This window comes from Microbacterium sp. NPDC096154 (genome assembly GCF_040302945.1).
In the GTDB taxonomy this organism is placed as follows: domain Bacteria; phylum Actinomycetota; class Actinomycetes; order Actinomycetales; family Microbacteriaceae; genus Microbacterium.
The window spans coordinates 210,593-230,644 of sequence record NZ_JBEOSM010000004.1; the positions used below are offsets into that span (position 1 = coordinate 210,593).

A 20,052-nucleotide genomic window follows, 5' to 3' on the forward strand; every position below is an offset into this window, starting at 1 on the left:
GGTGTTGGGGGTCAGAAGACGATGGTGTGGTTGCCGTGCCGGATGACGCGGTCCTCGGCGTGCCAGGCCACCGCGCGCGAGAGCACGGCGCGCTCGACGTCGGCGCCGCGGCGCTGCAGGTCCTCGGCGGTGTCGACGTGCGTCACGCGCACGACGTCCTGCTCGATGATCGGGCCCTCGTCCAGGTCCTCGGTCACGTAGTGGGCGGTGGCGCCGATGAGCTTGACGCCGCGCTCCTTGGCCTTGCGGTAGGGCCCCGCGCCGATGAAGGCGGGCAGGAACGAGTGGTGGATGTTGATCACCGGCACGCCGACCTTCTGCAGGAAGTCGCCCGAGATCACCTGCATGTAGCGGGCCAGCACGACGAAGTCGACGTTGCCGGCCAGCAGCTTCAGGATGTCGGCCTCCGACTCGCTCTTGTCGGGCCCGGCCTGCGACGGCACGTGGAAGAACGGCACGCCGAACGAGCGCACATCCTCGGCCGTGTTGGTGTGGTTCGAGATCACCATCGGCACGGTCACGGGCAGCTCGCCGCGGCGGTGGCGCCACAGCAGGTCGAGCAGGCAGTGGTCGCTCTTGGACGCCAGGATGGCCATCCGCTTCGGGATGGACTGGTCGGTGAGAGTCCACGTCATGCCGAACGGCTTGAGCGTCTCGTCGAGATCGGCCTCGATGTCGCCCCGCGCGGCTGTCAGGTCGGGCCGGTGGAACACCACGCGCTGGAAGAAGTCGCCGCCCTCGGGGTCGGTCGAGTACTGGTCGAGCGAGATGATGTTGCCCTTGTTGCGCGTGATGAGCGCGGCGATCGCGGCGACGACGCCGGGCTGATCCGGTCCGTGCACGATCAGGCACGCGTGGTCGAGGCCCGCGGCGGTGTGCACCGTCATGACGAGACCTTCCGCTGGTACTCGCGCGCCCACTCGGCCGTGGCGCGCAGGCCGCCGAATGCGTACATGTGCAGCTTGACATCGCCGGCCTTCGGGTCGTTCGCGACGAGGTCGCCGAGCTCGGTGACGAAGGTGTCGGGGCCGGCGGTGCCGAGGAGGTTGGTGAGCGAGAAGCCGTACTTCTTCACGATCATCGCGTTGGCGCCCACGCCGAACCGGCGGGCGAAGTTCAGCAGGCGCTTGATGCCCGCGGGCCCGGGGGTGCCGATGCGGATCGTGGCGTCGATGCCGCGGTCGCGCACGCCGTCGATCCACGACATGACCGGGTCGGTGTCGAACGCGAACTGCGTGAGGATCACCGCGCCGAGGCCCTGATCCTTGAGCGATTCGGCCTTCTTCTCGAGGTGGTCCCACAGCACGTCCGTGGAGATGTCGGGGTGTCCCTCGGGATATCCGGAGATCGAGACCTCGCGCACGCCGTACGACTGCAGCACCCCCGAGCGGATGACGTCGAACGCGCTGTCGTACGGGCCTTCGGGGGTCGCGGGGTCGCCGCCGACCGCGAACACGTGCTCGGTGGCGCCCACCTGCTGCAGCCGGTCGAGGAACTCCTCGAGCTGCGCCTGCGACGACAGGCGACGGGCCGAGATGTGCGGGACGGGGATGAACCCCGCGTCCTTCACGGCCTTGGCGGCGGCGACGCGCATCTCGAGATCCTCGTTGCCGAGGAACGTGACGTTCACGCGCGTGCCGGGGGGGATCACGTCCTGCGCTTCATGGAGACCCGGCACATCCTTGCCGGTCATCTCCAGCGAGTAGTCGGCCGCGAGGCGCGCCTGCGGCGAAGTGGTGTCTGCAACGTTGTCGGACACGGGGGGTCGTCCTTCCGGGTCTGCTGCGCTTCCTTGCGCATCCGCGAGGCACGTTACCTATGGCGATAGGGAATGTCCATAGGCAGTTTCGAATCGGCGTCGATTGGGCCGGAGATCACGCGTTCTCAGGGCGCGGATGTGCGTTCGGCCCCGGAGAACCCGTGATCTCCTGAGTCGGCGCCGTCGGCCCCGCACGATCCGACGCGTCGCGCGATCGGCCGCGTCAGACGTCCCGCGGCAGCGCGTAGATCTCCATGGTGGTCTCGCCCGCGCGCAGGCGCTCGAAGTGCGCCTCCTCCGCCGCCTCCCTGGCCAGGCCCGCCTGGTGGATCCGCGCCACCTCGGAGGCGGACATCGAGACGACGCCGTCCGCATCGGCGACGACGACATCACCCTCTCGCACGGTGGCCGTGCCCAGCACGATCGGCTGACCGATGACGCCCGAGGAGGTCTTGCCCGTGCCGAGGATCGCGACGTGTGAGCTCCAGACCGGGAAGCCCAGCGCCTCCAGGCGGGCGGTGTCGCGGACGCCGCCGTCGATCACGAGGCCGCGGATGCCGCGCGCCATCGCGGCCACCGCCATCACCTCGCCCCAATAGCCGTGCGGCGCGTTCTGGGCGTCGACCACCAGGATGTCGCCCGCCTGCGCCCGCTCGATCGCGACATGCAGCGCGAGGTTGTCGCCGGCGACGCACGCCACGGGCAGCGCCCGGCCCATGGCCGTCGCGCCGGGCCAGGTCGGCCGAAGCCGCGAGGGGAGCGCGATGGGCAGCTTGGAGGCCTCGAACAGCGTCGCGGTGCCGAGGCGGACGAGGTCGTCGTGCAGCCCCGCGACCGGCGGGTTCTCGGCGCTCTGCGGAAGCACGATGTCAGCCATGAGATCCCTCGATTCGTGAAGCGCGATTCCGGCTCGCGCCGGGCGCGTGAGGACTCTATGGCGCGGTGCGGGCGACGCCAGGGCGTTCGAGAGGCGATTCCGCAGCCCGGAAAGGCCCGGGCGAGGGGCGCCGCGCCCCTCACCCCGGGGTCACGCGGCCAGGGCTTCCGAGAGATCGGACGACACCGACTGCAGCTCGTCGACGAGCGCCCGGACGGTCTCCTTGCCGGTGCGGGCGCGAGGCGCGGCCACCGCCAGCGCGGCGACCGCCTGTCCGCCGCGGCCGATCACCGGCACGCCGGCCGCGACCACGGCCGGGCGGATGTCGATGGCCCGACCCGTGCGGCGGATCTCGCGCAGCTCGCGCAGCAGCGTCTCGCGCGTGGGAGGCGCCGAGCTGGGCGTGATCTGCTCGAGCGTCGATTCGGCCGGGTACAGGCGCTGGATCTCGTCCTCGTCCAGCTGCGCCAGCAGCACCTTGCCGCCCGCGCTGGTGTGAGCCGGCAGCGTCAGGCCGGTGCGCGAACCGACCCGCACCGCGTTCGCCGGCAGCACGGTGTCGACGAACGCGACCTGCCGGCCGTCGAGGGTCTGCAGCGTGGCGGTCTCGCCCGTGGCATCCGCGAGGCGGTGCAGGAAGGGCTGCGCGCGACGCTGGATCTCGAGCTGGCTCATCGCGCGCGAGCCGGCCTCTGACAGCACGGGGCCGGGGACGTAGAGGTGCGATCCCTCGAGCTGGCGCGCGAAGCCGCGGAAGACGAGCATCGCGAGCAGCCGATGGGCGGTGGAGCGGGCGACGCCGAGGTACTCGGCGGCGTCTGAGACGCGCAGCGTGCGCGACTGCCACAGCAGCATCGACAGCTGCAGGGCGTGGTCGACCGAAGCGACGCGATAGGCGGGCGTGGGACCGGGGGCGTAGTTCTGGATCACCGTTCATCTCCATCGACAGCGGTGCAGGGGGTGCGAAAGCGGTGGCCGCTTCCGTGGTGCAGAACGTTACTCCAGGAAATTCCCAAACGCGGTCACAGATCCGCAACGCCCCATTAGCGTTCGAGCAGAACGCCGCACCTCAAGGGAGAGACAGCGAATGATCATCGACGTCCACGGTCACCTCAGCGCCCCCGCAGACCTCTACGCGTACAAGGCCGGACTGCTGTCGCACCGCGGCGCGCACGGCCGCGGGAAGACGCACATGAGCGACGACCAGCTGCGCGACGCGCTGTACGCGCCGCAGCCCAGCTTCGGCAACGTGTCGCACATGGACCACCTCGACGAGGCGGGGATCGACATCCAGATCATCTCGCCGCGCCCGTACCAGGCCATGCACAGCGAGCAGCCCGCGTTCCTCGTCGACTGGTTCACCGAGGAGACCAACGACATCATCCACCGCGTCTCGCAGATCGAGCCCCGCTTCAAGGGGATGGCCGGCCTGCCGCAGTCCATGGACACGAGCCCGGAGCACTGGATGAAGGAGGCGCGCCGCACGGTCGAGCAGCTCGGCTTCGTCGGCGTGATGCTCAACCCCGACCCCTGCGAGGGCGCGGCACAGCCGCCGTCGCTGGCCGACCGGTTCTGGTACCCCGTGTGGGAGGCGCTCTGCGAGCTCGACGTGCCGGCGCTCATCCACTCGGCCGCGTCCAAGCCGCCGGCGCGCGAGAGCTACTCGCTGCACTTCATCCAGGAGGAGACGCTCGCGGTCGACGCGCTGACGCGGTCGAAGGTGTTCGACGACTTCCCCGACCTGAAGATCATCGTCTCGCACGGCGGCGGCGCGATCCCCTACCAGCGCGGGCGGTACTTCCCGGGCGCCGTGCGCAACGGCCGCAACTTCGAGGATGCGCTGCGCAAGCTCTACTACGACAGCTGCCTGTACACCTCGGACTCGATCGAGCTGCTGCTGAAGGCGGTGGGCACCGACCGCGTGCTGTTCGGCTCGGAGAAGCCCGGCACCGGTTCGGCGAAGAACCCCGAGACCGGGCGCTGGTACGACGACATCAAGCTGCTCATCGACGACATCGAGTGGCTGCAGGATGACCAGCGCACCGCGCTGTTCGAGGGGAACGCCCGTGCCCTCTTCAACCTCTGACACGGCCCGCGGCGACATCGCCGGCCGGATCGCGGCTCTCGACTCGTGCGCGCTGTCTGACGCGCTCGACACGCTGGGGATGCCGGGGGCGACCCTCGGAGTGCGGCCCCTGTGGGATGTCCGGCGGCCCGTGGTCGGCCGGGCACGCACGATCCAGGCCGGTCCGCGGCGCGCCGACGCGCCGGCGGCGCACATCGCCGCCGCGTCCGTCGACGATGCGGGGTCCGGCGAGGTGCTGGTGATCGCGAACGACGGCCGCCTGGATGTTTCGTGCTGGGGCGGCATCCTGGCTCTGTCCGCGTCATCGCGCGGCATCGAGGGCGTCGTCATCGACGGCGCCTGTCGTGACATCGGCGAGAGCGAGGACCTCGGCTTCCCCGTGTTCGGCAGGGCCGTGGTCCCCGTCAGCGCGCGGGGACGCATCGTGCAGCTGGCGAAGGACGAGCCCGTGCAGTTCGGCGGTGTCACGGTGCGCGCGCACGACTGGGTCGTGGCGGATCGCAACGGCACGGTGTTCGTGCCGGCGGAGGAGGCCGAGCGCGTCGTCGCGCTGGCCGAGCGCATCGCCGCGCGAGAGGAGCGCATGGCCGAGGCCGTGCGCTCGGGCGGCCGTGTGACCGACGTGATGCACGACTCCGAGTTCCCGTCGGCAGACGACCCCGCCGCGTGACGGCCCCCACAGGAAGCGAACACCCCATGACGAACCTCGAATCATCCCGGGCCGTCTCGCCGCTCGCGGCGTTCTCGACGGCCACGATCTCGGATGCGCTCGACAAGCTCGGCCGGCCCGGCAGCATGCTCGGCATCGCGCCCCTCACCGACGACGTGCGCGTCTGCGGCCGTGCGTTCACCGTGCGATACGTGACCGGCGGGCATCCGGTCGGCACCGTCGGCGACTACCTCGACGACGTGGAGCCCGGCCGTGTGGTCGTGCTCGACAACCAGGGCCGCACCGACTGCACCGTCTGGGGCGACATCCTCACCGCCATGGCGCATGCGCGCGGAGTGGGCGGCACCGTGATCGACGGCGTGTGCCGCGACGTGGAGCGCGCGCTGGGCAACGGCTACCCGATCTACAGCCGCGGCCGCTTCATGCGCACAGGCAAGGACCGTGTGGAGGTCGCCGAGGTGGGCGGTGCCGTCTCGATCGGCGGTGTGAACGTGAAGAACGGGCAGCTGCTCGTCGGCGACGCGGACGGCGTGCTCGCCGTGCCGCTGGATCTGGAAGCCGAGGTGCTGGAGATCGCGTCGGGCATCCACGAGCGCGAGGAGCGGATCGTCGAGGCGGTGCTCGCCGGATCGACGATCGCGGAGGCACGCCGAGCGCAGGGCTACCACACGCTGCAGCGGGCGTCGCAGGATCCGTCAGAGGCGGCGGGCTCGGCGCTAGGATCCTGAGATGGTCTCGGCAGAGCAGCCGCCCGCGTACCGCATCGCGTCGGTCGACCATGCACTGCGGCTGCTGCTGCTGCTCAAGGATCGTCCCAGCATCCGCGTGCGTGAGGCAGCCGAAGAACTCGGCGTCGCGCAGTCGACCGCGCATCGTCTCCTGACGATGCTGGTGTACCGCGGGTTCGCGCGGCAGAACGACGGCAGTCACGTCTACGAGCCGGGTCCTGAGCTCGTCGAGACAGGGATCACCGCCCTGACGCAGCTCGACATCCGGCAGAAGGCCCACCCGTTCCTGCTGCGGCTCGCGGCCGTCACCGGAGAGACGGCGAGCCTGCAGGTGAGCGACGGAAAGGACGCCCGCTTCATCGACTCGGTCGAGTCGAGCCAGCCCGTGCGCGTCGGCTCACGGGTCGGCGACAGCCGGTCGGGGCATGCGTCGTCCGGGGGCAAGGTGCTGCTCAGCGAGCTGCCCGCCGAGCAGCTGGAACGCATTCTCGACAGCATCGAGCCGGAGGTGCTGGCATTGCGGAAGGGCGGGCGCGCGGGCTTCGAGGCCGAGCTGGCGCGGGTGCGCGAGCAGGGCTATGCCGTCAACCACCTCGAGACGCGCGACGACGTGATCGCGGTGGCCGTGCCCGTGCGCGACCGGGGAGGCAGGGCGATCGCGGCGCTCTCGATCGCGGGGCCCTTGAGCCGCATGTCCGACGGCAGGCACCTCGACCACGTGCCGGCGCTGCTGGAGGCCGCGCGCGACCTCGAGCGGCAGCTGTACGCCTGACGGCCCGCCTCGCTCCTCAGCCGGCCTCGCTCCTCAACCGGCCTCGTTCCTCAACCCGCCTCGCTCCTCAGCCCGCCTCGACGCGGCGCGTGCGGGCCCGGCGGATGGCGTCCACCGTGAGCGCGACGATCACCGCGACCGCGATGCCGATCACGGTCTCGATCAGGCGATCGGTGATCATGGGCCACGGCGGCGCTGACGGGTTCATGAGCTGGCCCATGAGCACGACGAGGGGCGTGATGGGGATGAGCGCGAGCGAGTAGTTGCGCGTCACGACCAGCTCGATCAGCCCCGTCAGCAGGATGACCAGCAGCATGGTCCACACGCCCGTCGGCTGCAGCAGCACCATCAGCGCCGCCACGCCGAGTCCGACGAGCGTGCCGAACAGGCGCTGCGTCGCGCGCAGCACGCGGTGGAAGACGGTCGGCGCCGCGAGTCCGGCGATCGCCGCGACCATCGCCCATCCGACGTGCCCGATGCCGAGCAGCGTCGGCACGGTGCCGGCGATCGCCACGGCCACGGTGTACGTCACGGCGTCGCCCCACATGCGGCTCGCGTCCGGTCGCGGCGCCGCGGGCGCCCGGAGGGGGTCAACGGCGCCGCGGGCGCGAGCCGCCCGGCGCACCAGAGCCCACACCAGCGCGAGCACGAGCACCCAGGCGGCCGTCCCTGCGGCCGCGACGGCTCCCCAGCCGAGGCTCTCGACCGTCACCGGCGCCGCGGCGAGCGTCACGAACCCGAAGACCTGGAACATGGGCCCGACGGGCGTCCACCGCACCCGGTCGCCGAGCAGCGACATCCCGAACGCGAGCACGCTCGCGCCCGCCACCGTCGCCCACGGGCCGGCCTCGAGCACCGGCACCAGGGCGCCGAGGAGCAGGGATGCGACCTGCGTCGCGGCGACGATCGCCTGCAGCCGGACGCGGTGCCGGTGGCCATGGCGCCGTCCGAAGACCGCGGCGAAGGCGGGGAACACGACGAAAGGGGCGAGATCGACGCGATCGATCGACCACAGCACGAGCAGCGGCGCACCGACCGACAGCAGTGCTCGCAGGGCGACCCAGTGTTCGCGCTGACCGGGCGCCATCCGGAACACGTCCTTGGGTCGCGGGGCGACGAGATGCGGGGACGTGTCGGTCACCCGTCCATTGTCCTCCCGCCCCCTGAACGCGCGGTGGCCGCGGCGGCGTCGGCGCTCGGGCCGAGGCATCCCTTCCGAAGGGCGCCGCGATCCCGGGTGGCTCAGCGGGGCTCGAGCACGTAGCGGTCGCGTCCCACGAGCAGGCCCAGCAGACCCTGCACGACCAGCAGGGCGCCCGAGAACGCCAGCGGCGCGACCCAGCCGCCGGTCGCCGTGTGCAGCAGGCCGAACACGATCGGCGGGAACGCCGCGAACGCATAGCCGACCGACTGGCCCATGCCCGACAGCGCCGACGCGGTGTGGTGGTCGCGGGCGCGCGAGGCCATCAGCGTGAGCGCCATCGCGAGCGACGCGCCGCTGGTCAGGCCCGCGAGCATGCCCCACCACAGGATGCCTCCGGGCGCGAGCACGAACCCGATCAGGGCGATCAGTGCCAGCACCGGCAGCAGAGCGGGCACCCAGCGCTCGAGGCGGCCGCGCAGCACCAGCGGAAGAGCCAGCGAGCTGATCACGCCCGTCATCTGGAACAGCATCGTGTCGACGCCGGACTGCGCCTCGCCCCGCCCGTACGACAGCGCCATCGGCGCCATCCACGTCAGCAGCACATAGAACAGCGACGCCTGCACGCCGAAGTACATGCCCACCTGCCAGGCCACGCCGTCGCCCCACACGCTCGGGCCCCGCTTCACGCCCGGCTGCCGTGCCGGCGGGCGGCCGTCTCCCGCGCGGCGATGGTGGATCATCCAGAGCGCGGCGGCGATCGGCAGGGTGGCGCAGACGGCCACCAGGGCCGCGCGCCAGCCCCACTGCTCGCCGCCTGTCGTCACGTGCGAGATCGGCACGACCAGCCCCGAGGCCACCGCGCCGCATCCCGCGAGCAGGGCCGTGTACAGCGCCGTGACGGCGGGCACGCGCGTGCCGAACGACTGCTTCACGACCGCCGGCAGCAGCACGTTGGCCGCCGCGAGCGACGCGCCGATCACGGCCGTGCCGATCCACACGCTGGCGACCGGGCCGGGCAGAGACCGGATGAGCGTGCCCGCGGTGAGCAGGACGAGCGAGATCGTGAGCACGCGGTTGATGCCCCACCGCTGCGCCGCGGTGTGGGCCAGCGGCGAGCACAGCGCCCACGCCACGAGCGGCACCGACGTCAGTGCGCTGAGCGTGGTGAGCGAGGCGCCGGTGTCGGCCGTCATCTGCTCGAGCAGCGGGCCGATGCCTGTGATGGTCGCGCGCATGTTGACCGCGATCAGGCACAGGGTCAGCAGCAGGAAGCCCAGATGCACGGGCCGTGCGGCGCGCCGCGTCCCGGATGCGCGCTCGCCGGATCGGACATCCTGGATCTGCGCGTCATCGGTCACAGGGCGTGACTCTATCCCGCGCCTCGGCGCCCTCGTGCGTCGACACGTCCCACTGGGTGGGAACGGGCCGCCGTCGCACGTGCTCGGCGTGCTCGTCGCGGAGGCGCCTGATCCGGGGGAGCGAGCATCCACCGGCCCGAGACCACACGCACATTGGTGTGGTCTCGGCAGTGGCTGTGCTCAGCGCCATGCCTGGCGAGCTCCTGCCCTCGGGCAGCGGCGCGGAGGTCGTGCTGCGCGGCACCGACGCGTTCGCGTGGGCCGACGAGGCCGTGAACGCGAAGCTCGCGCGGATCTGCGCCCGGCTCACCCGGCTGACGCGAGGCGTCTCTAGAACACGATCGTGTGGTTGCCGTGGCGGATGACGCGGTCCTGCGCGTGCCAGAGCACGGCGCGCGAGAGCACGGCGCGCTCGACGTCCGCGCCGCGGCGGCGCAGCTCGGGCGTCGAGTCGGCATGCGTGACGCGAACGACGTCCTGCTCGATGATCGGGCCCTCGTCGAGGTCCTCGGTCACATAGTGGGCCGTCGCGCCGACGAGCTTCACGCCCCGGTCCTTGGCCTTCTGGTACGGGTTGGCGCCGATGAAGGCCGGCAGGAACGAGTGGTGGATGTTGATCACCGGCACGCCGACCTTCCTCAGGAAGTCGCCCGACAGGATCTGCATGTACCGTGCCAGCACGACGAAGTCGACCTGCCCGTCCAGGTGACGCAGGAGCTCGGCCTCCGACTCGCTCTTGTCGGGCCCGGGCTGCGACGGCACGTGCACGAACGGCACGCCGAAGGAGCGCACGTCCTCGGCCGCGCGGGTGTGATTGGAGATCACCATCGGGATGTCGACGGGCAGCGATCCGCGGCGGTGGCGCCACAGCAGGTCGAGCAGGCAGTGGTCTTCGGTCGACGCCAGGATGGCCATCCGCTTCGGCACCGACATGTCGCGCAGCGTCCACGTCATCCCGAACGGCTCCAGCGTGCGCGCCAGGTCGGCCTCGATCTGGGGGAGCGCTGCCTGGAGGCCCGCGCGGTGGAACACCACTCGCTGGAAGAAGTCGCCACCCACCGGGTCGGTCGAGTGCTGGTCGAGCGACACGATGTTGCCGTCGTGTCGCGCCAGGAGCGCCGCCATGGCGGCCACGATTCCCTGCTGGTCGGGGCCCGAGACGATGAGGCCGGCATGGTCGGTGAGGCCGTCGATCCGCATCCGTCGATGGTATCGACGCCTCGCGCGCCCCGCGTCATCCGGCCGGCCGACCGAGATACCGGCTTGCGTTGCCGCGCCGATCCGTCAACCCCCTCTGTGCAGATCGTCCGGCATCGCTACGGTGTTCGGCATGTCGACCGCAACGATTCAAGAGATCGCGCCGACCTCCGTCGATGCCGACGGCATGCTCTCGCGCACCATGCGCATACTGGGCTGCTTCACCGCGGACGAGCCCGAGCTGTCGGCGTCGCGGCTCGGAGCGCTGACCGGCCTGTCGTCGTCGACGCTGCACCGCATCCTGGCGCAGATGCTCGAACTGGGCCTGCTCGCCCGCACACCCGGACGCCGCTACGCGGTCGGCGCGCGCCTGTGGGAGCTCGGCGAGCTGTCGCCGCTCGCGCTGCGACTGCGCGAGACCGCTCTGCCCTATATGTCGCGCCTGTACGAGGCCACGGGCGAGAACGTGCACCTCGCGGTGCTCGACGGCCCGGCCCCCGAGCGCGCCACCGCGCTGTTCGTCGGGCGCCTCACCGGCCGCTCGTCGATCCCGACGCTGAGCAGGATGGGCGGTCGGCAGCCCCTGCACACGACCGGGGTCGGCAAGGCCCTGCTCGCCACGCAGAGCGGCGACTGGCTCGATCGGTTCCTCTCGCGCCCGCTGGAGCGCGAGACCATGCACTCGATCATCGACCCCGACGCCGTGCGAGCCGAGATCGACCGGGCCCGGGCGCGCGGCTACGCGACCACGCGCGAGGAGATGACGCTCGGCAACGTCTCGGTGGCCGCCCCGGTCGGCTCGGTGGCGGGCCTGCCCCCCACGGCGCTGGGCGTCGTGACGCGCATCGACGGCGCCGATACGCGCCGGCTCGGCGCGCTCGTGACCCAGACGGCCACCGATCTGGGCCGTGCGCTGCGCTCGGCCTGACCGGCCTCACCACGGCTCGGGCGTGAGCCCCCAGCGGCGGTAGACGCGATCCACGGCGTCGTTCAGCGCCGCGCGGTCGGGGAACGCCGACTCGTCGAATCCCAGCAGGGCGAGCGTGCACCGCTCGCCCGACTCGTTCCACCAGGCGGTGAGCCCGCCCCGCATGCGGCGGAACATGCCGCGCGTCGCGTGCTGCGTCACCGAGCGCATGATCATCGACCGCGTGGGCTCGCCGAGCGGCGCCGTCACCGCGGACGGCGCGGCCCCCATGTTCGACGCCAGGGCGAGAGGGGTGGCCGCATTGGCGCTCGCCATCTTCGCCAGCGCGTCGGGCACCATCTGCAGCAACGGCTTGAGCGGCTCGAGCTCGTCGCGGCGCGTGCCCGTGACGAGCCCGCGGAACTCGGCACCCGACCGCGTGCGGATATGCGCCAGGTCCCGCACCACGGGGTCGCCGTCACGGGTCTCGGTGTCGACGACGATCGCCACCCCGCTCGTCGCGTTCGAGCGCAGATCGCTGTCCGACTTCCTGGTCGAGACCGGAAGCGACACCTCGACGGGGCGGCCGGCCTCGGCGCCGCCGCCGGCGAGCAGGATCTCGACGACGATCGCGATGAAGAGAGAGTTCGCGGTGCCGCCGGCGGCCTCGGCCGCCGCGTGCCAGTCCGCGGCGCGGCAGTCGACGAACACGCTGGCGAGATCGGGCGGCAGGTGGTCGTCCGCGCGCCGGGGCGGTCGCGGCTTGTCGGCCGAGCGCTGCACCGGCACGTCGTGCGCGGGTGCGGGCGGCAGGCGGCGCGCGTCGCGCAGCCCGCGTGCCGCTGCCATGAGCTGGGCGCGCGCGTCACGCCACTCGTCGCGCAGCGTGACCTGGGCGGCGCCGAGGTCGTCGACGGGCAGGCGCCGCACGGGGCCGTCCTGAGGGGTGGCGTTCTGCGTGGTGGCGTTCTGCGCCGCTTTCAGCGCCGCGACCATCATGCCGCCGTCGGCCACGACGTGCGAGACGAGGTACGACAGCACCGAGCCGCCCTCGGCCGTCGCGGCGGTGGCGAGCACCCATGACGGTCCGTCGTACGGGTCGAGATCGATCTGCGCCTCGGCCTCGAGCCAGGCGGTGATCTCGCCGGCGGCGAGCGGAGCCGGGTGCACGCGCACCGGCACCGTGTGCGACGAGCGCACCCACCGGTCGCGCGCGCCCGGGACGGCGCCCGACACGACACGGCGGTTCAGGGGGCCACGCGACAGTCCCTCGTGCAGCCGCTGCACGCCCTCGAGGTCGAGCGGCGCGTCGAAGCGCCACACCATCTGATTGACCAGCGGGGTCCGCAGCGCTCGGTGGATGCGCAGGAAGAGGTCGTCGTCGTAGGTGAGGCGATTCGTCGCCGCGGGTGGGCCCGGGAGCGCCTTCCGACGGGCGGACCCCGCCGATGGGGGAGTGCTGGTCACGATCGTGGCCGCCTTTCGCACCGATATGCTGGTTCTTCGTGAAGTACGCCTTCGCCCTGCCGGGGAGCCGCGGCGATGTGCAGCCCGCGCTCTCCGTGGCGCTCGAGCTGCGCCGGCGGGGGCATGACGTCGCGGTGGGCGTGGCCCCCGACCTGCTCGACCTCGCCGCCCGGCTGGGTCTCGACCCGCGGCCCATCGGCCGACCCACGGGCGACCTGCTCTCGTCCGAGGCCTTCCGGCTGCATCAGAGCGCGGCCGATCCGCGCATCCGCTACCGCGCCCTGCAGGATGTCGCGGCTTACGGGTGGGACGAGCTGCGTCGGGACGTCGCGGCGCTCGCCGCCGACGCCGACACGATCGTGACGGGCCTGCTCGGGCAGGAGATCGGCTCGGCGGTCGCCGAGCGACAGGGCGCGGCATTCGCCGCCCTGCACTACTGCCCCGTGCGGGCCAACGACGCGGCCCCGCTGATCCCCGGAGTGCGTGCCCGCAGCGTGCAGCGCGCGGCGTGGCGTGCGGGCGAGCGGCTGCGCTGGGCCCTGACGCGTCGTGCCGAGAACGCGCAGCGGGAGGCGCTCGGTCTGACGCCGGCCGTGGTCGACCTGCCCCAGCGGCTGCGCGACCGCGGCGCGCTGGAGATCCAGGTCTACGACCCGCTGCTGGTCCCGGGCCTCCCCGCGGGATGGGGAGCGCACCGGCCCTTCACCGGCTTCCTCGACTTCCGGGCCGACGACCGTGCGCTCCTCGCCGAGCCGGGCGTGGGCGACGAGCTCGGGCGCTGGATCGACGACGGCGAGCCGCCCGTGTACATCGGCTTCGGGTCGATGCCCGTCGACGATCCGGAAAGGCTGCTGAGCGCGATCGAGCACGCCACGGCCGATCTGGGCGTGCGTGCCCTGCTCAGCGGCGGATGGGCGCCGCGCGACAGCGCCGCGCACGTGAAGCGCATCGGAGCCGCCGACCACTCGGCGGTCTTCCCCCGCTGCGTCGCGGCGGTGCACCATGGCGGCGCCGGCACGGTGGGCGCCGCGCTGCGCGCGGGCATCCCGTCGCTCGTGGCGTGGATCTCGGCCGACCAGCCCATGTGGGGCGAGCTGCTGCGCCGCGCGGGGGCGGGTGCGTCGGTCAAGGCCGCCGGCCTCGACCGACGCCGGCTGCGGGAGGCGCTCGCGCGCGTGCTGGGCGCCGAGGTCCGCGAGCGGGCTGCGCGCATCCGCGACCGGATGACGCCGGCGGGCGTGGCGGTGGCCGAGACGGCGCGGCTGGTCGAGCAGGCGCGCTGAGCCGGGCGTCGCCGCGATCACCACAGCCGGGCCGTGAGGTCCCACGCCGCCAGCTCGTCCTGCAGCAGGCGGTGCAGCGCCGTGCGGTCGGTGATGCGACGCGGGTCGCAGGCGGCGAGCGTGACGGTGAGGCGCGGACCGCTCTGGGTCGTCCAGGCGTAGATGCCGGCTCCCGCCGCATCGATCGCCTCGGCGTTCGCGCCGATCTGGTGGGCGAGGCCCGTGATCGCGGTGGCCTCAGGCCCGAACGCCGAGCGCGCCACATCGGGGAAGAGCCCCACGTTCGAGGCGAGCAGCGTCGCGGTGGGCGGCTGCGGCAGACGCTTGACCACGGCATCCGGCAGCATCTGCAGCGCCGCCAGCGGCACCGGGGGCGGCGGAGCCGCGGCGAGCTCGACGTACGCCTGCTTGCACAGGGCGCGCACGCGCCCGAGGTCGCGCGCCGCCAGAGTCTCGGGGTCGATGTCGGCCCGCGCGATGTCGGTGGTGTTGGCGCGGCGGTCGTCGCGATCGCGGCGCGTGGAGACGGGCAGCGCCACGGGCACGTGGTCACCCGGGGCGACCCGCCCGGAGGCGGCAGAGATCCGTGCCGTGAGGGCCACGAACCACGAGTTCAGGGTGCCGCCGCGCGCGGCGGCGACGGCCTCTGCGTCAGCGGTCGCGATCTCGGCGACGGCGATCGGAACGCGCCACTCGGCCGGCAGCGGCGGCTCGTCCGTGAGCGGCGTCAGCGCGGCCCGCGCGGGCTCAGGAGCCGCGCCGCGGCGGCTGCGCGCCCACTGGGCGATGGCACGCACCTGAGCGGCGGCGTCGCGCACGTCGTCAGCCATCAGGGCGCCGATCGGGGGCAGCGGGGCGGGAGGAGCGGGCGCGTCGCCCGCGGCGGCGCGTCGGATCGCCTCGAGCAGCGCGGCCCCGTCGGCCGCGGCGTGCGTCGCCGTGAGCGAGACGATCGAGCCGTCGTCCGCGGGGGCGGCCGACAGCGCCCACGCCGTGCCGCGGTGGGGGTCGACGTCGAGAGCGGCCTGCGCCTCCATCCAGTCGATGACACCGTCCACGGGAACGGCCTCGCGCTGCACGCGCACGACCGCGGGCACCGCCGCGGGGGCCCACCGGTCGCGCGCGAGCGGCACGGGGGTGCGGGCGACGCGCCGGTGCAGTGCGCCCCGCGACAGCGCTTCGCCGAACGCGTGCAGGCTGCGCGGGTCGTACGCCCCCGGAAGGCGCCAGACGAACTGGTTCACCGCCGGACTGCCGGCGCCGCGGTGGAGCCGCAGGAACATGTCGTCGGCGAACTCGAGACGATCCAGGCGAGACGCCATCGGCACTCCATTCGGGGCTCGGGTGGGGCGAGCGAGCGGTCAGCGCATCACGCTCTCGCCGTCGCAATATAGTAATCAGACCGGAATGGAGCCGCCGGGCGCCTCCGTGTTCACCGCCCACGAGCACCGCACGCCCACGGGCACCGCCCTCGCCCCACGAGCGCCGCAGAGAGAGGCTCCGTCCGCATGGAGTACACCGAGCTGTCCGCCTATGACGTGCCGCCCGGCGTCGTGACCACCTGGGTTCCGATCGCCGATCAGTCGGCGTGGCTGCGCGACGACCGCGGGCTGTCGCCCGATCAGGAGGCGCACCTCGGCGGCGGCGACACCGGCGCATGGATCGGCTCCGTCATGCGCATCCCCCACCGTTTCGACGCCCCGACGCTGCGGGCGGCGCTCGTCGCGTGGATCGACCGGCACGAGGCGCTGCGCAGCGACGTCGTCGCGGATGCCGACGGCGGCGGCTGGACGAGGCGCATCGTGCCCGCCCGCGCGGTCGACATCGAGTCGACCGAGATCGGATGGCTCGGCGCCGGGCACAGCCAGCGGTGGATCCAGGACTTCTTCGCGACCGTCAGCCCGCTCCGGTGGCCGCATCTGCTGTTCGCGACGGTCGCCGATCCCGAGCGCGACGACTTCGTGCTCGCGTTCGGCGCCGACCACAGCGTGATGGACGCGTACTCGCAGCTGCTCTGGTTCGAGGAGTTCGCGGGGCTCTACGAGCGCGCGGCCGCCGGGGCCACGGCCGCCGAGCTGATCGTGTTCGAGGTCGGGAGCCACGTCGACCACTCGGAGCGCGAGCGGGCGATCGCGGCGGCGCTGGACGAGTCCAGCGCGCCCGTCGCCCGGTGGCTCGAGTTCCTGGGGGAGGGCAAGGCGTTCCCGCGCTTCCCGGTGCCGATCGACCTCGACGGCCGCATCACGCTGCCGCAGACGAGCATCTCGGTCTGGCTGGCGGGCGCCGAGCAGACCGAGCGGCTCGGCGCCGTGTGCCGCGACCTCGGCACCTCGATGCAGTCGGGGCTGCTCGCCTCGGTCAGCGTGGCGTTCCGCGAGGCGTTCGGCATCGATCGGCTGCGTTACGTGCTGCCCATGCACACCCGGGCCTCGGCGGAGCACACGGCGGCCGTCGGCTGGTACGTCGGTCTGGCCCCGATCGACATCGACATCACGGGGATCGAGCAGGTGGACGATCTCGTCGCGGCGGTGCACGCGGCCACGGGCCAGGGCAAGGATCTCGTGCACTTCCCCTTCCCGCGCATCGCCGAGCTCGGCGGCATCCAGGATCGCCCGCACTTCGCGATCTCGTACGTCGACACCCGCTTCGTGCCGGGCGCCGACCGGTGGGACGAGTGGGCCGCGCGGGCTCTGCGCTCGACCTCGTACGCGGGCGACGAGATCTACTTCTGGTTCATCCGCACGCGCGAGGGGCTCAACGTCTCGGCCCGCTACCCGGCCACGCTGGCGGCCGAGCGGGCGGTGCGCGCGCTGCTCGACCGGGTCGGCCATCACCTGCACGTGATGGGCAAGGCCTCCGCCGCCGACATGGCCCTTCCGACCGCGGGGTGACGGCGCGATGAGACTCGGTCCCTTCCGCGACTGGCGCCCCGAGCCCGGTCGCATCCTGGTGTTCCTTCCCGCCGCCGATGCGACGTCGCGTCCGCTGCCCGGCGAGCCGTCGTTCCTGCAGGCCGACCACCTCGGGGCCTTCGCGGCCCTGCGGGCCGCGGGCGGCCGCAGCCGCGCATGGACCGGCACGGTCACCGAGATGCCCGGCGACCTGGACGAGGCCGCGCTCGCCGCGGCGCTCGCCGCCTTCGTGAGCCGCCACGAGGGCCTGCGCACCTGGTTCGACTTCGGCGCGGCCGACGGATCGGTCGAGCGGATGATCGCGGACGTCCCGCCGTTCGTCGCGCGCGAGGTCTCCCCGCCGGCCGACTGGGACGCCGAGTGGTACGACGCGATCGTCGCCCTGTACGACGAGGCGTGCACGCCCGACTCCTGGCCGGGCTTCGTGCTCGGCGCGATCGTGCGCGCGGGCTCGTGGAGCCTGTTCTGGGGCGCCGATCACGCTTTCACCGACGGCGCGTCGCAGCTCATGGCGCCGGTGGAGCTCGCGCTCGCCTACGCGGCGCGCACCGGCGGCGAGCCGGTGGCGTTGCCGCCCGCGGCAGGGTTCCCGGGCTACGCCGATGCCGAGCGCGCCCACGCGGCGACGTTCACACCCGCCTCCGCGGAGGTCTCGGTGTGGCGTGACGTCGTGGTGCGCCACGAGGGCCGGATGCCGGCGCTGCCGCTGCCGCTCGGGCTGGCGCCGGGCGAGACCGCGCCCGATGCCATCCGCGGCTACGAGCTGCTGGACGGGGACGGCTGCGCTGCTCTGGAGCGGCTGTGCCGCGCGGCGGGCGCGCGCTTCACGAGCGGCGTGTACGCCGCGCTGGGCCTCGTCGAGCGCGAGCTGGGCGGAGCGCAGCGGTACTGGGGCGTCACCGTGCTGGGCACGCGCGACGAGAGCACCGCCACCTCGCACGGCTGGTTCTGCAACTTCGCGCCCGTCGAGTTCCCCATCCGGGCCGGAATGGCCGAGACCATCCCGGCGGCCGAGCACGCGCTGCAGGTGGCGAAGCAGGTCGCGGCGATGCCGGTTCACGCCGCGCTCGGCGTCCTGCTCGCCGAGGAGGCGACCACACCCGACCAGCTGTACAACCCGCACATGGTGTCGTACCTCGACCTGCGCCGGTTCCCGGGCTCCGACCTGCCGGCCTATCGCAACGCGCTGCACTTCACGGGCGAGGGCCGCACGGCCAACTCGGCGCTGTGGATCAACCGCGACCACGATGGGCTGTCGGTCGTCATCCGCGTGCCGGACACGCCCGCGGCGCGCGCGTCCGCAGACCTCTACGCCCTCACCCTGCGGCGCCTGCTCGCGGAGGCGACGGCTCAGCCGGCCGGACCCGCGGCGCCGTAGATTCCCTCGAGATGGGACAAGCACCCGCTAGACTCCCACTGGATGGGAGAAACGCGGAGCGCTCCGGAACCCCGGTGTCAGCCTGGAGGAACCCGTCCGTCGAAGGAGACGCCATGACTGACACCGCCCCTCAGGCGGCCGCGCCGGAGTCGCTTCTCAAGTCCCACGACTTCCCGCCGCAGTCCCAGATCACGCAGGAGATCCAGGATCTCCACGCCGAGTTCGCGCAGCGGGTCGCGGGGGGTGAGCAGCTTCCCAAGACCGTCCGCGACTTCCCGCCGTACCGGTCGAGCATCCTGCGCCATCCGACCAAGAACCCCCGCCTCGTCGACCCCGAGACGATCGAGCTCTTCTCGCCGGCGTTCGGCCAGCGCGACGTCGCGGCGATCGAGTCCGACCTCACACTGCAGCACACCGGCGAGCCGCAGGGTGAGCGCATCACCGTCACGGGCCGTCTGCTCGACAGCTGGGGGCGGCCGATCCGCAACCAGCTGATCGAGGTGTGGCAGGCCAACGCGGCCGGTCGCTACATCCACCAGCGCGACCAGCACCCCGCCCCCCTCGACCCCAACTTCACGGGCGCGGGCCGCACGATCACGAACGACGCGGGCGAGTACCACTTCACGACCATCAAGCCCGGTCCCTACCCGTGGAAGAACCACCTCAACGCCTGGCGCCCCGCGCACATCCACTTCTCGGTGTTCGGCGCGGGCTTCACGCAGCGCATCATCACCCAGATGTACTTCCCGGGCGACCCGCTGTTCGCGCTCGACCCGATCTACAACTCGATCCGCGAGCAGAAGGATCGGGACCGCCTGATCGCGGACTACGACCACGACCTCACGGTGCCCGAGTTCTCGATGGGCTACCGCTGGGACATCGTCGTCGACGGTCCCGACGCCACCTGGTTCGAGCCCGAAGAGGGAGAGCACTGATGAGCACGCCCACCCCCACCGCTCTCGGCGAGAAGAAGCTCGAGGCCACCGCCGGCCAGACCATCGGCCCGTTCTTCAAGTTCGGGCTCGAGTACGACGGGATGAGCGAGGTCGCCTTCCCGCACAGCCCCGGCTCGATCGCGCTCACCGGCATCGTGTACGACGGCGAAGGCGCGCCGATCCCCGACTCGTGCGTCGAGATCTTCGGCGCCGACTCGGACGGCACGATCCCCGACGCGCGCGGCTCGCTGCACCGCGACGGGCACACGTTCACGGGCTTCGGCCGCGCGATGACCTCCGACGAGGGCCGCTACCACTTCTGGACCCGCAACCCGGGCTCGGTCGGCGGCAAGGCGCCCTTCTTCGCGGCGATCGTCTACGCCCGCGGCCTGCCGGACAAGCTGCACACGCGCATCTACCTTCCGGACGACGAGGCGCTGCTCGCGGCCGACCCCTTCCTGTCGCAGCTGAGCGAGGCCGAGCGCGCGTCGCTCATCGCCACGCGCACCCCGGACGGGTACCTTCGCCACGACATCCACCTGCAGGGCGACAAGGAGACCGTCTTCCTTGCCTTCTGAG

General features: G+C 72.5%; 20 protein-coding genes. 11 read left to right on the plus strand and 9 right to left on the minus strand.

From position 1 onward, the window contains the following. Positions 1-11 precede the first annotated feature (11 nt). The 4 genes from purU (ABTW64_RS07545) to ABTW64_RS07560 all read right to left on the minus strand — a co-directional run bounded on the left by purU (ABTW64_RS07545) (position 12) and on the right by ABTW64_RS07560 (position 3,566). Positions 12-887, minus strand: a complete 876-nt coding sequence (gene purU, locus ABTW64_RS07545; RefSeq protein ID WP_350620904.1) for a formyltetrahydrofolate deformylase — start codon at positions 885-887, stop codon at positions 12-14. Further along, complete coding sequence (locus tag ABTW64_RS07550) at positions 884-1,759, minus strand: methylenetetrahydrofolate reductase (protein WP_502892309.1); 876 nt, start codon at positions 1,757-1,759, stop codon at positions 884-886. Before ABTW64_RS07550 ends, purU (ABTW64_RS07545) begins: the two co-directional genes overlap by 4 nt. Positions 1,760-1,982: 223 nt before the next feature. Continuing rightward, complete coding sequence (locus tag ABTW64_RS07555; RefSeq protein ID WP_350620906.1) at positions 1,983-2,636, minus strand: 4-carboxy-4-hydroxy-2-oxoadipate aldolase/oxaloacetate decarboxylase; 654 nt, start codon at positions 2,634-2,636, stop codon at positions 1,983-1,985. A 150-nt stretch (positions 2,637-2,786) separates the two neighbouring features. Further along, positions 2,787-3,566, minus strand: coding sequence for an IclR family transcriptional regulator (locus ABTW64_RS07560; protein WP_350620908.1), 780 nt, complete (start codon positions 3,564-3,566; stop codon positions 2,787-2,789). A 157-nt stretch (positions 3,567-3,723) separates the two neighbouring features. Between ABTW64_RS07560 and ABTW64_RS07565 the strand changes: the two genes are divergently transcribed. The 4 genes from ABTW64_RS07565 to ABTW64_RS07580 are packed head-to-tail and all read left to right on the plus strand — an operon-like array spanning position 3,724 to position 6,892. Further along, complete coding sequence (locus ABTW64_RS07565; protein ID WP_350620910.1) at positions 3,724-4,722, plus strand: amidohydrolase family protein; 999 nt, start codon at positions 3,724-3,726, stop codon at positions 4,720-4,722. Continuing rightward, the gene (locus ABTW64_RS07570) at positions 4,703-5,392 is read left to right on the plus strand and encodes an RraA family protein (protein ID WP_350620912.1); all 690 of its coding nucleotides are present in this window, start codon (positions 4,703-4,705) and stop codon (positions 5,390-5,392) included. Before ABTW64_RS07565 ends, ABTW64_RS07570 begins: the two co-directional genes overlap by 20 nt. 26 nt (positions 5,393-5,418) lie before the next feature. Next, positions 5,419-6,120, plus strand: coding sequence for an RraA family protein (locus ABTW64_RS07575; protein WP_350620914.1), 702 nt, complete (start codon positions 5,419-5,421; stop codon positions 6,118-6,120). A gap of 1 nt (position 6,121) precedes the next feature. Next, complete coding sequence (locus ABTW64_RS07580; protein WP_350620916.1) at positions 6,122-6,892, plus strand: IclR family transcriptional regulator; 771 nt, start codon at positions 6,122-6,124, stop codon at positions 6,890-6,892. Positions 6,893-6,959: 67 nt separating this feature from the next. Here ABTW64_RS07580 and ABTW64_RS07585 read toward each other — a convergent pair whose 3' ends face one another. Both ABTW64_RS07585 and ABTW64_RS07590 read right to left on the minus strand, forming a co-directional pair. Continuing rightward, positions 6,960-8,033 (minus strand): FUSC family protein, encoded by a 1,074-nt coding sequence (locus ABTW64_RS07585; protein ID WP_350620918.1) that lies wholly within the window; start codon positions 8,031-8,033, stop codon positions 6,960-6,962. Positions 8,034-8,134: 101 nt separating this feature from the next. Beyond that, positions 8,135-9,394 (minus strand): MFS transporter, encoded by a 1,260-nt coding sequence (locus ABTW64_RS07590; protein WP_350620920.1) that lies wholly within the window; start codon positions 9,392-9,394, stop codon positions 8,135-8,137. Positions 9,395-9,582: 188 nt separating this feature from the next. On the opposite strand from ABTW64_RS07590, the gene ABTW64_RS07595 reads away from it, so the two are divergent. After that, a complete protein-coding gene (locus tag ABTW64_RS07595; RefSeq protein WP_350620922.1) occupies positions 9,583-9,759 on the plus strand; it encodes a hypothetical protein in 177 nt (58 codons plus the stop codon). On the opposite strand, the gene purU (ABTW64_RS07600) is transcribed toward ABTW64_RS07595, so the two are convergent. Continuing rightward, the gene (purU, locus tag ABTW64_RS07600) at positions 9,725-10,594 is read right to left on the minus strand and encodes a formyltetrahydrofolate deformylase (protein WP_350620924.1); all 870 of its coding nucleotides are present in this window, start codon (positions 10,592-10,594) and stop codon (positions 9,725-9,727) included. The two genes, ABTW64_RS07595 and purU (ABTW64_RS07600), sit on opposite strands and share 35 nt — an antisense overlap. A gap of 130 nt (positions 10,595-10,724) precedes the next feature. Here purU (ABTW64_RS07600) and ABTW64_RS07605 point away from each other — a divergent pair, with 130 nt between their 5' ends. Beyond that, positions 10,725-11,519, plus strand: coding sequence for an IclR family transcriptional regulator (locus tag ABTW64_RS07605; RefSeq protein WP_350620926.1), 795 nt, complete (start codon positions 10,725-10,727; stop codon positions 11,517-11,519). A gap of 6 nt (positions 11,520-11,525) precedes the next feature. Here ABTW64_RS07605 and ABTW64_RS07610 read toward each other — a convergent pair whose 3' ends face one another. Beyond that, positions 11,526-12,965, minus strand: coding sequence for a hypothetical protein (locus tag ABTW64_RS07610; protein ID WP_350620927.1), 1,440 nt, complete (start codon positions 12,963-12,965; stop codon positions 11,526-11,528). 38 nt (positions 12,966-13,003) lie between these two features. On the opposite strand from ABTW64_RS07610, the gene ABTW64_RS07615 reads away from it, so the two are divergent. Continuing rightward, positions 13,004-14,248, plus strand: coding sequence for a glycosyltransferase (locus tag ABTW64_RS07615; protein WP_350620929.1), 1,245 nt, complete (start codon positions 13,004-13,006; stop codon positions 14,246-14,248). A gap of 17 nt (positions 14,249-14,265) precedes the next feature. Here the strand turns inward: ABTW64_RS07615 and ABTW64_RS07620 are convergent, their stop codons facing one another. Continuing rightward, positions 14,266-15,570, minus strand: a complete 1,305-nt coding sequence (locus ABTW64_RS07620; protein ID WP_350620931.1) for a hypothetical protein — start codon at positions 15,568-15,570, stop codon at positions 14,266-14,268. A 186-nt stretch (positions 15,571-15,756) separates the two neighbouring features. On the opposite strand from ABTW64_RS07620, the gene ABTW64_RS07625 reads away from it, so the two are divergent. From ABTW64_RS07625 to pcaG, 4 genes are all read left to right on the plus strand, one after another. Next, complete coding sequence (locus ABTW64_RS07625; protein WP_350620933.1) at positions 15,757-17,139, plus strand: condensation domain-containing protein; 1,383 nt, start codon at positions 15,757-15,759, stop codon at positions 17,137-17,139. A 7-nt stretch (positions 17,140-17,146) separates the two neighbouring features. Next, positions 17,147-18,538: a condensation domain-containing protein gene (locus tag ABTW64_RS07630; RefSeq protein WP_350620935.1), complete on the plus strand. Its 1,392-nt coding sequence runs from the start codon at positions 17,147-17,149 to the stop codon at positions 18,536-18,538. 113 nt (positions 18,539-18,651) lie between these two features. Further along, positions 18,652-19,473, plus strand: coding sequence for a protocatechuate 3,4-dioxygenase subunit beta (pcaH, locus tag ABTW64_RS07635; protein WP_350620937.1), 822 nt, complete (start codon positions 18,652-18,654; stop codon positions 19,471-19,473). Continuing rightward, positions 19,473-20,051, plus strand: coding sequence for a protocatechuate 3,4-dioxygenase subunit alpha (pcaG, locus tag ABTW64_RS07640; protein WP_350620939.1), 579 nt, complete (start codon positions 19,473-19,475; stop codon positions 20,049-20,051). Before pcaH ends, pcaG begins: the two co-directional genes overlap by 1 nt. Position 20,052 lies beyond the last annotated feature (1 nt).

What these genes read in the sequence shown, in the direction of transcription:
- purU (WP_350620924.1), bottom strand. Translation starts at nt 10,594, where the DNA reads ATGCGGATCGACGGCCTCACCGACCATGCCGGCCTCATCGTCTCGGGC.
- pcaH (WP_350620937.1), top strand. Translation starts at nt 18,652, where the DNA reads ATGACTGACACCGCCCCTCAGGCGGCCGCGCCGGAGTCGCTTCTCAAG.
- ABTW64_RS07580 (WP_350620916.1), top strand. Translation starts at nt 6,122, where the DNA reads ATGGTCTCGGCAGAGCAGCCGCCCGCGTACCGCATCGCGTCGGTCGAC.
- ABTW64_RS07620 (WP_350620931.1), bottom strand. Translation starts at nt 15,570, where the DNA reads ATGGCGTCTCGCCTGGATCGTCTCGAGTTCGCCGACGACATGTTCCTG.
- pcaG (WP_350620939.1), top strand. Translation starts at nt 19,473, where the DNA reads ATGAGCACGCCCACCCCCACCGCTCTCGGCGAGAAGAAGCTCGAGGCC.
- ABTW64_RS07575 (WP_350620914.1), top strand. Translation starts at nt 5,419, where the DNA reads ATGACGAACCTCGAATCATCCCGGGCCGTCTCGCCGCTCGCGGCGTTC.
- ABTW64_RS07625 (WP_350620933.1), top strand. Translation starts at nt 15,757, where the DNA reads ATGGAGTACACCGAGCTGTCCGCCTATGACGTGCCGCCCGGCGTCGTG.
- ABTW64_RS07595 (WP_350620922.1), top strand. Translation starts at nt 9,583, where the DNA reads ATGCCTGGCGAGCTCCTGCCCTCGGGCAGCGGCGCGGAGGTCGTGCTG.
- ABTW64_RS07555 (WP_350620906.1), bottom strand. Translation starts at nt 2,636, where the DNA reads ATGGCTGACATCGTGCTTCCGCAGAGCGCCGAGAACCCGCCGGTCGCG.
- ABTW64_RS07565 (WP_350620910.1), top strand. Translation starts at nt 3,724, where the DNA reads ATGATCATCGACGTCCACGGTCACCTCAGCGCCCCCGCAGACCTCTAC.
- purU (WP_350620904.1), bottom strand. Translation starts at nt 887, where the DNA reads ATGACGGTGCACACCGCCGCGGGCCTCGACCACGCGTGCCTGATCGTG.
- ABTW64_RS07630 (WP_350620935.1), top strand. Translation starts at nt 17,147, where the DNA reads ATGAGACTCGGTCCCTTCCGCGACTGGCGCCCCGAGCCCGGTCGCATC.
- ABTW64_RS07605 (WP_350620926.1), top strand. Translation starts at nt 10,725, where the DNA reads ATGTCGACCGCAACGATTCAAGAGATCGCGCCGACCTCCGTCGATGCC.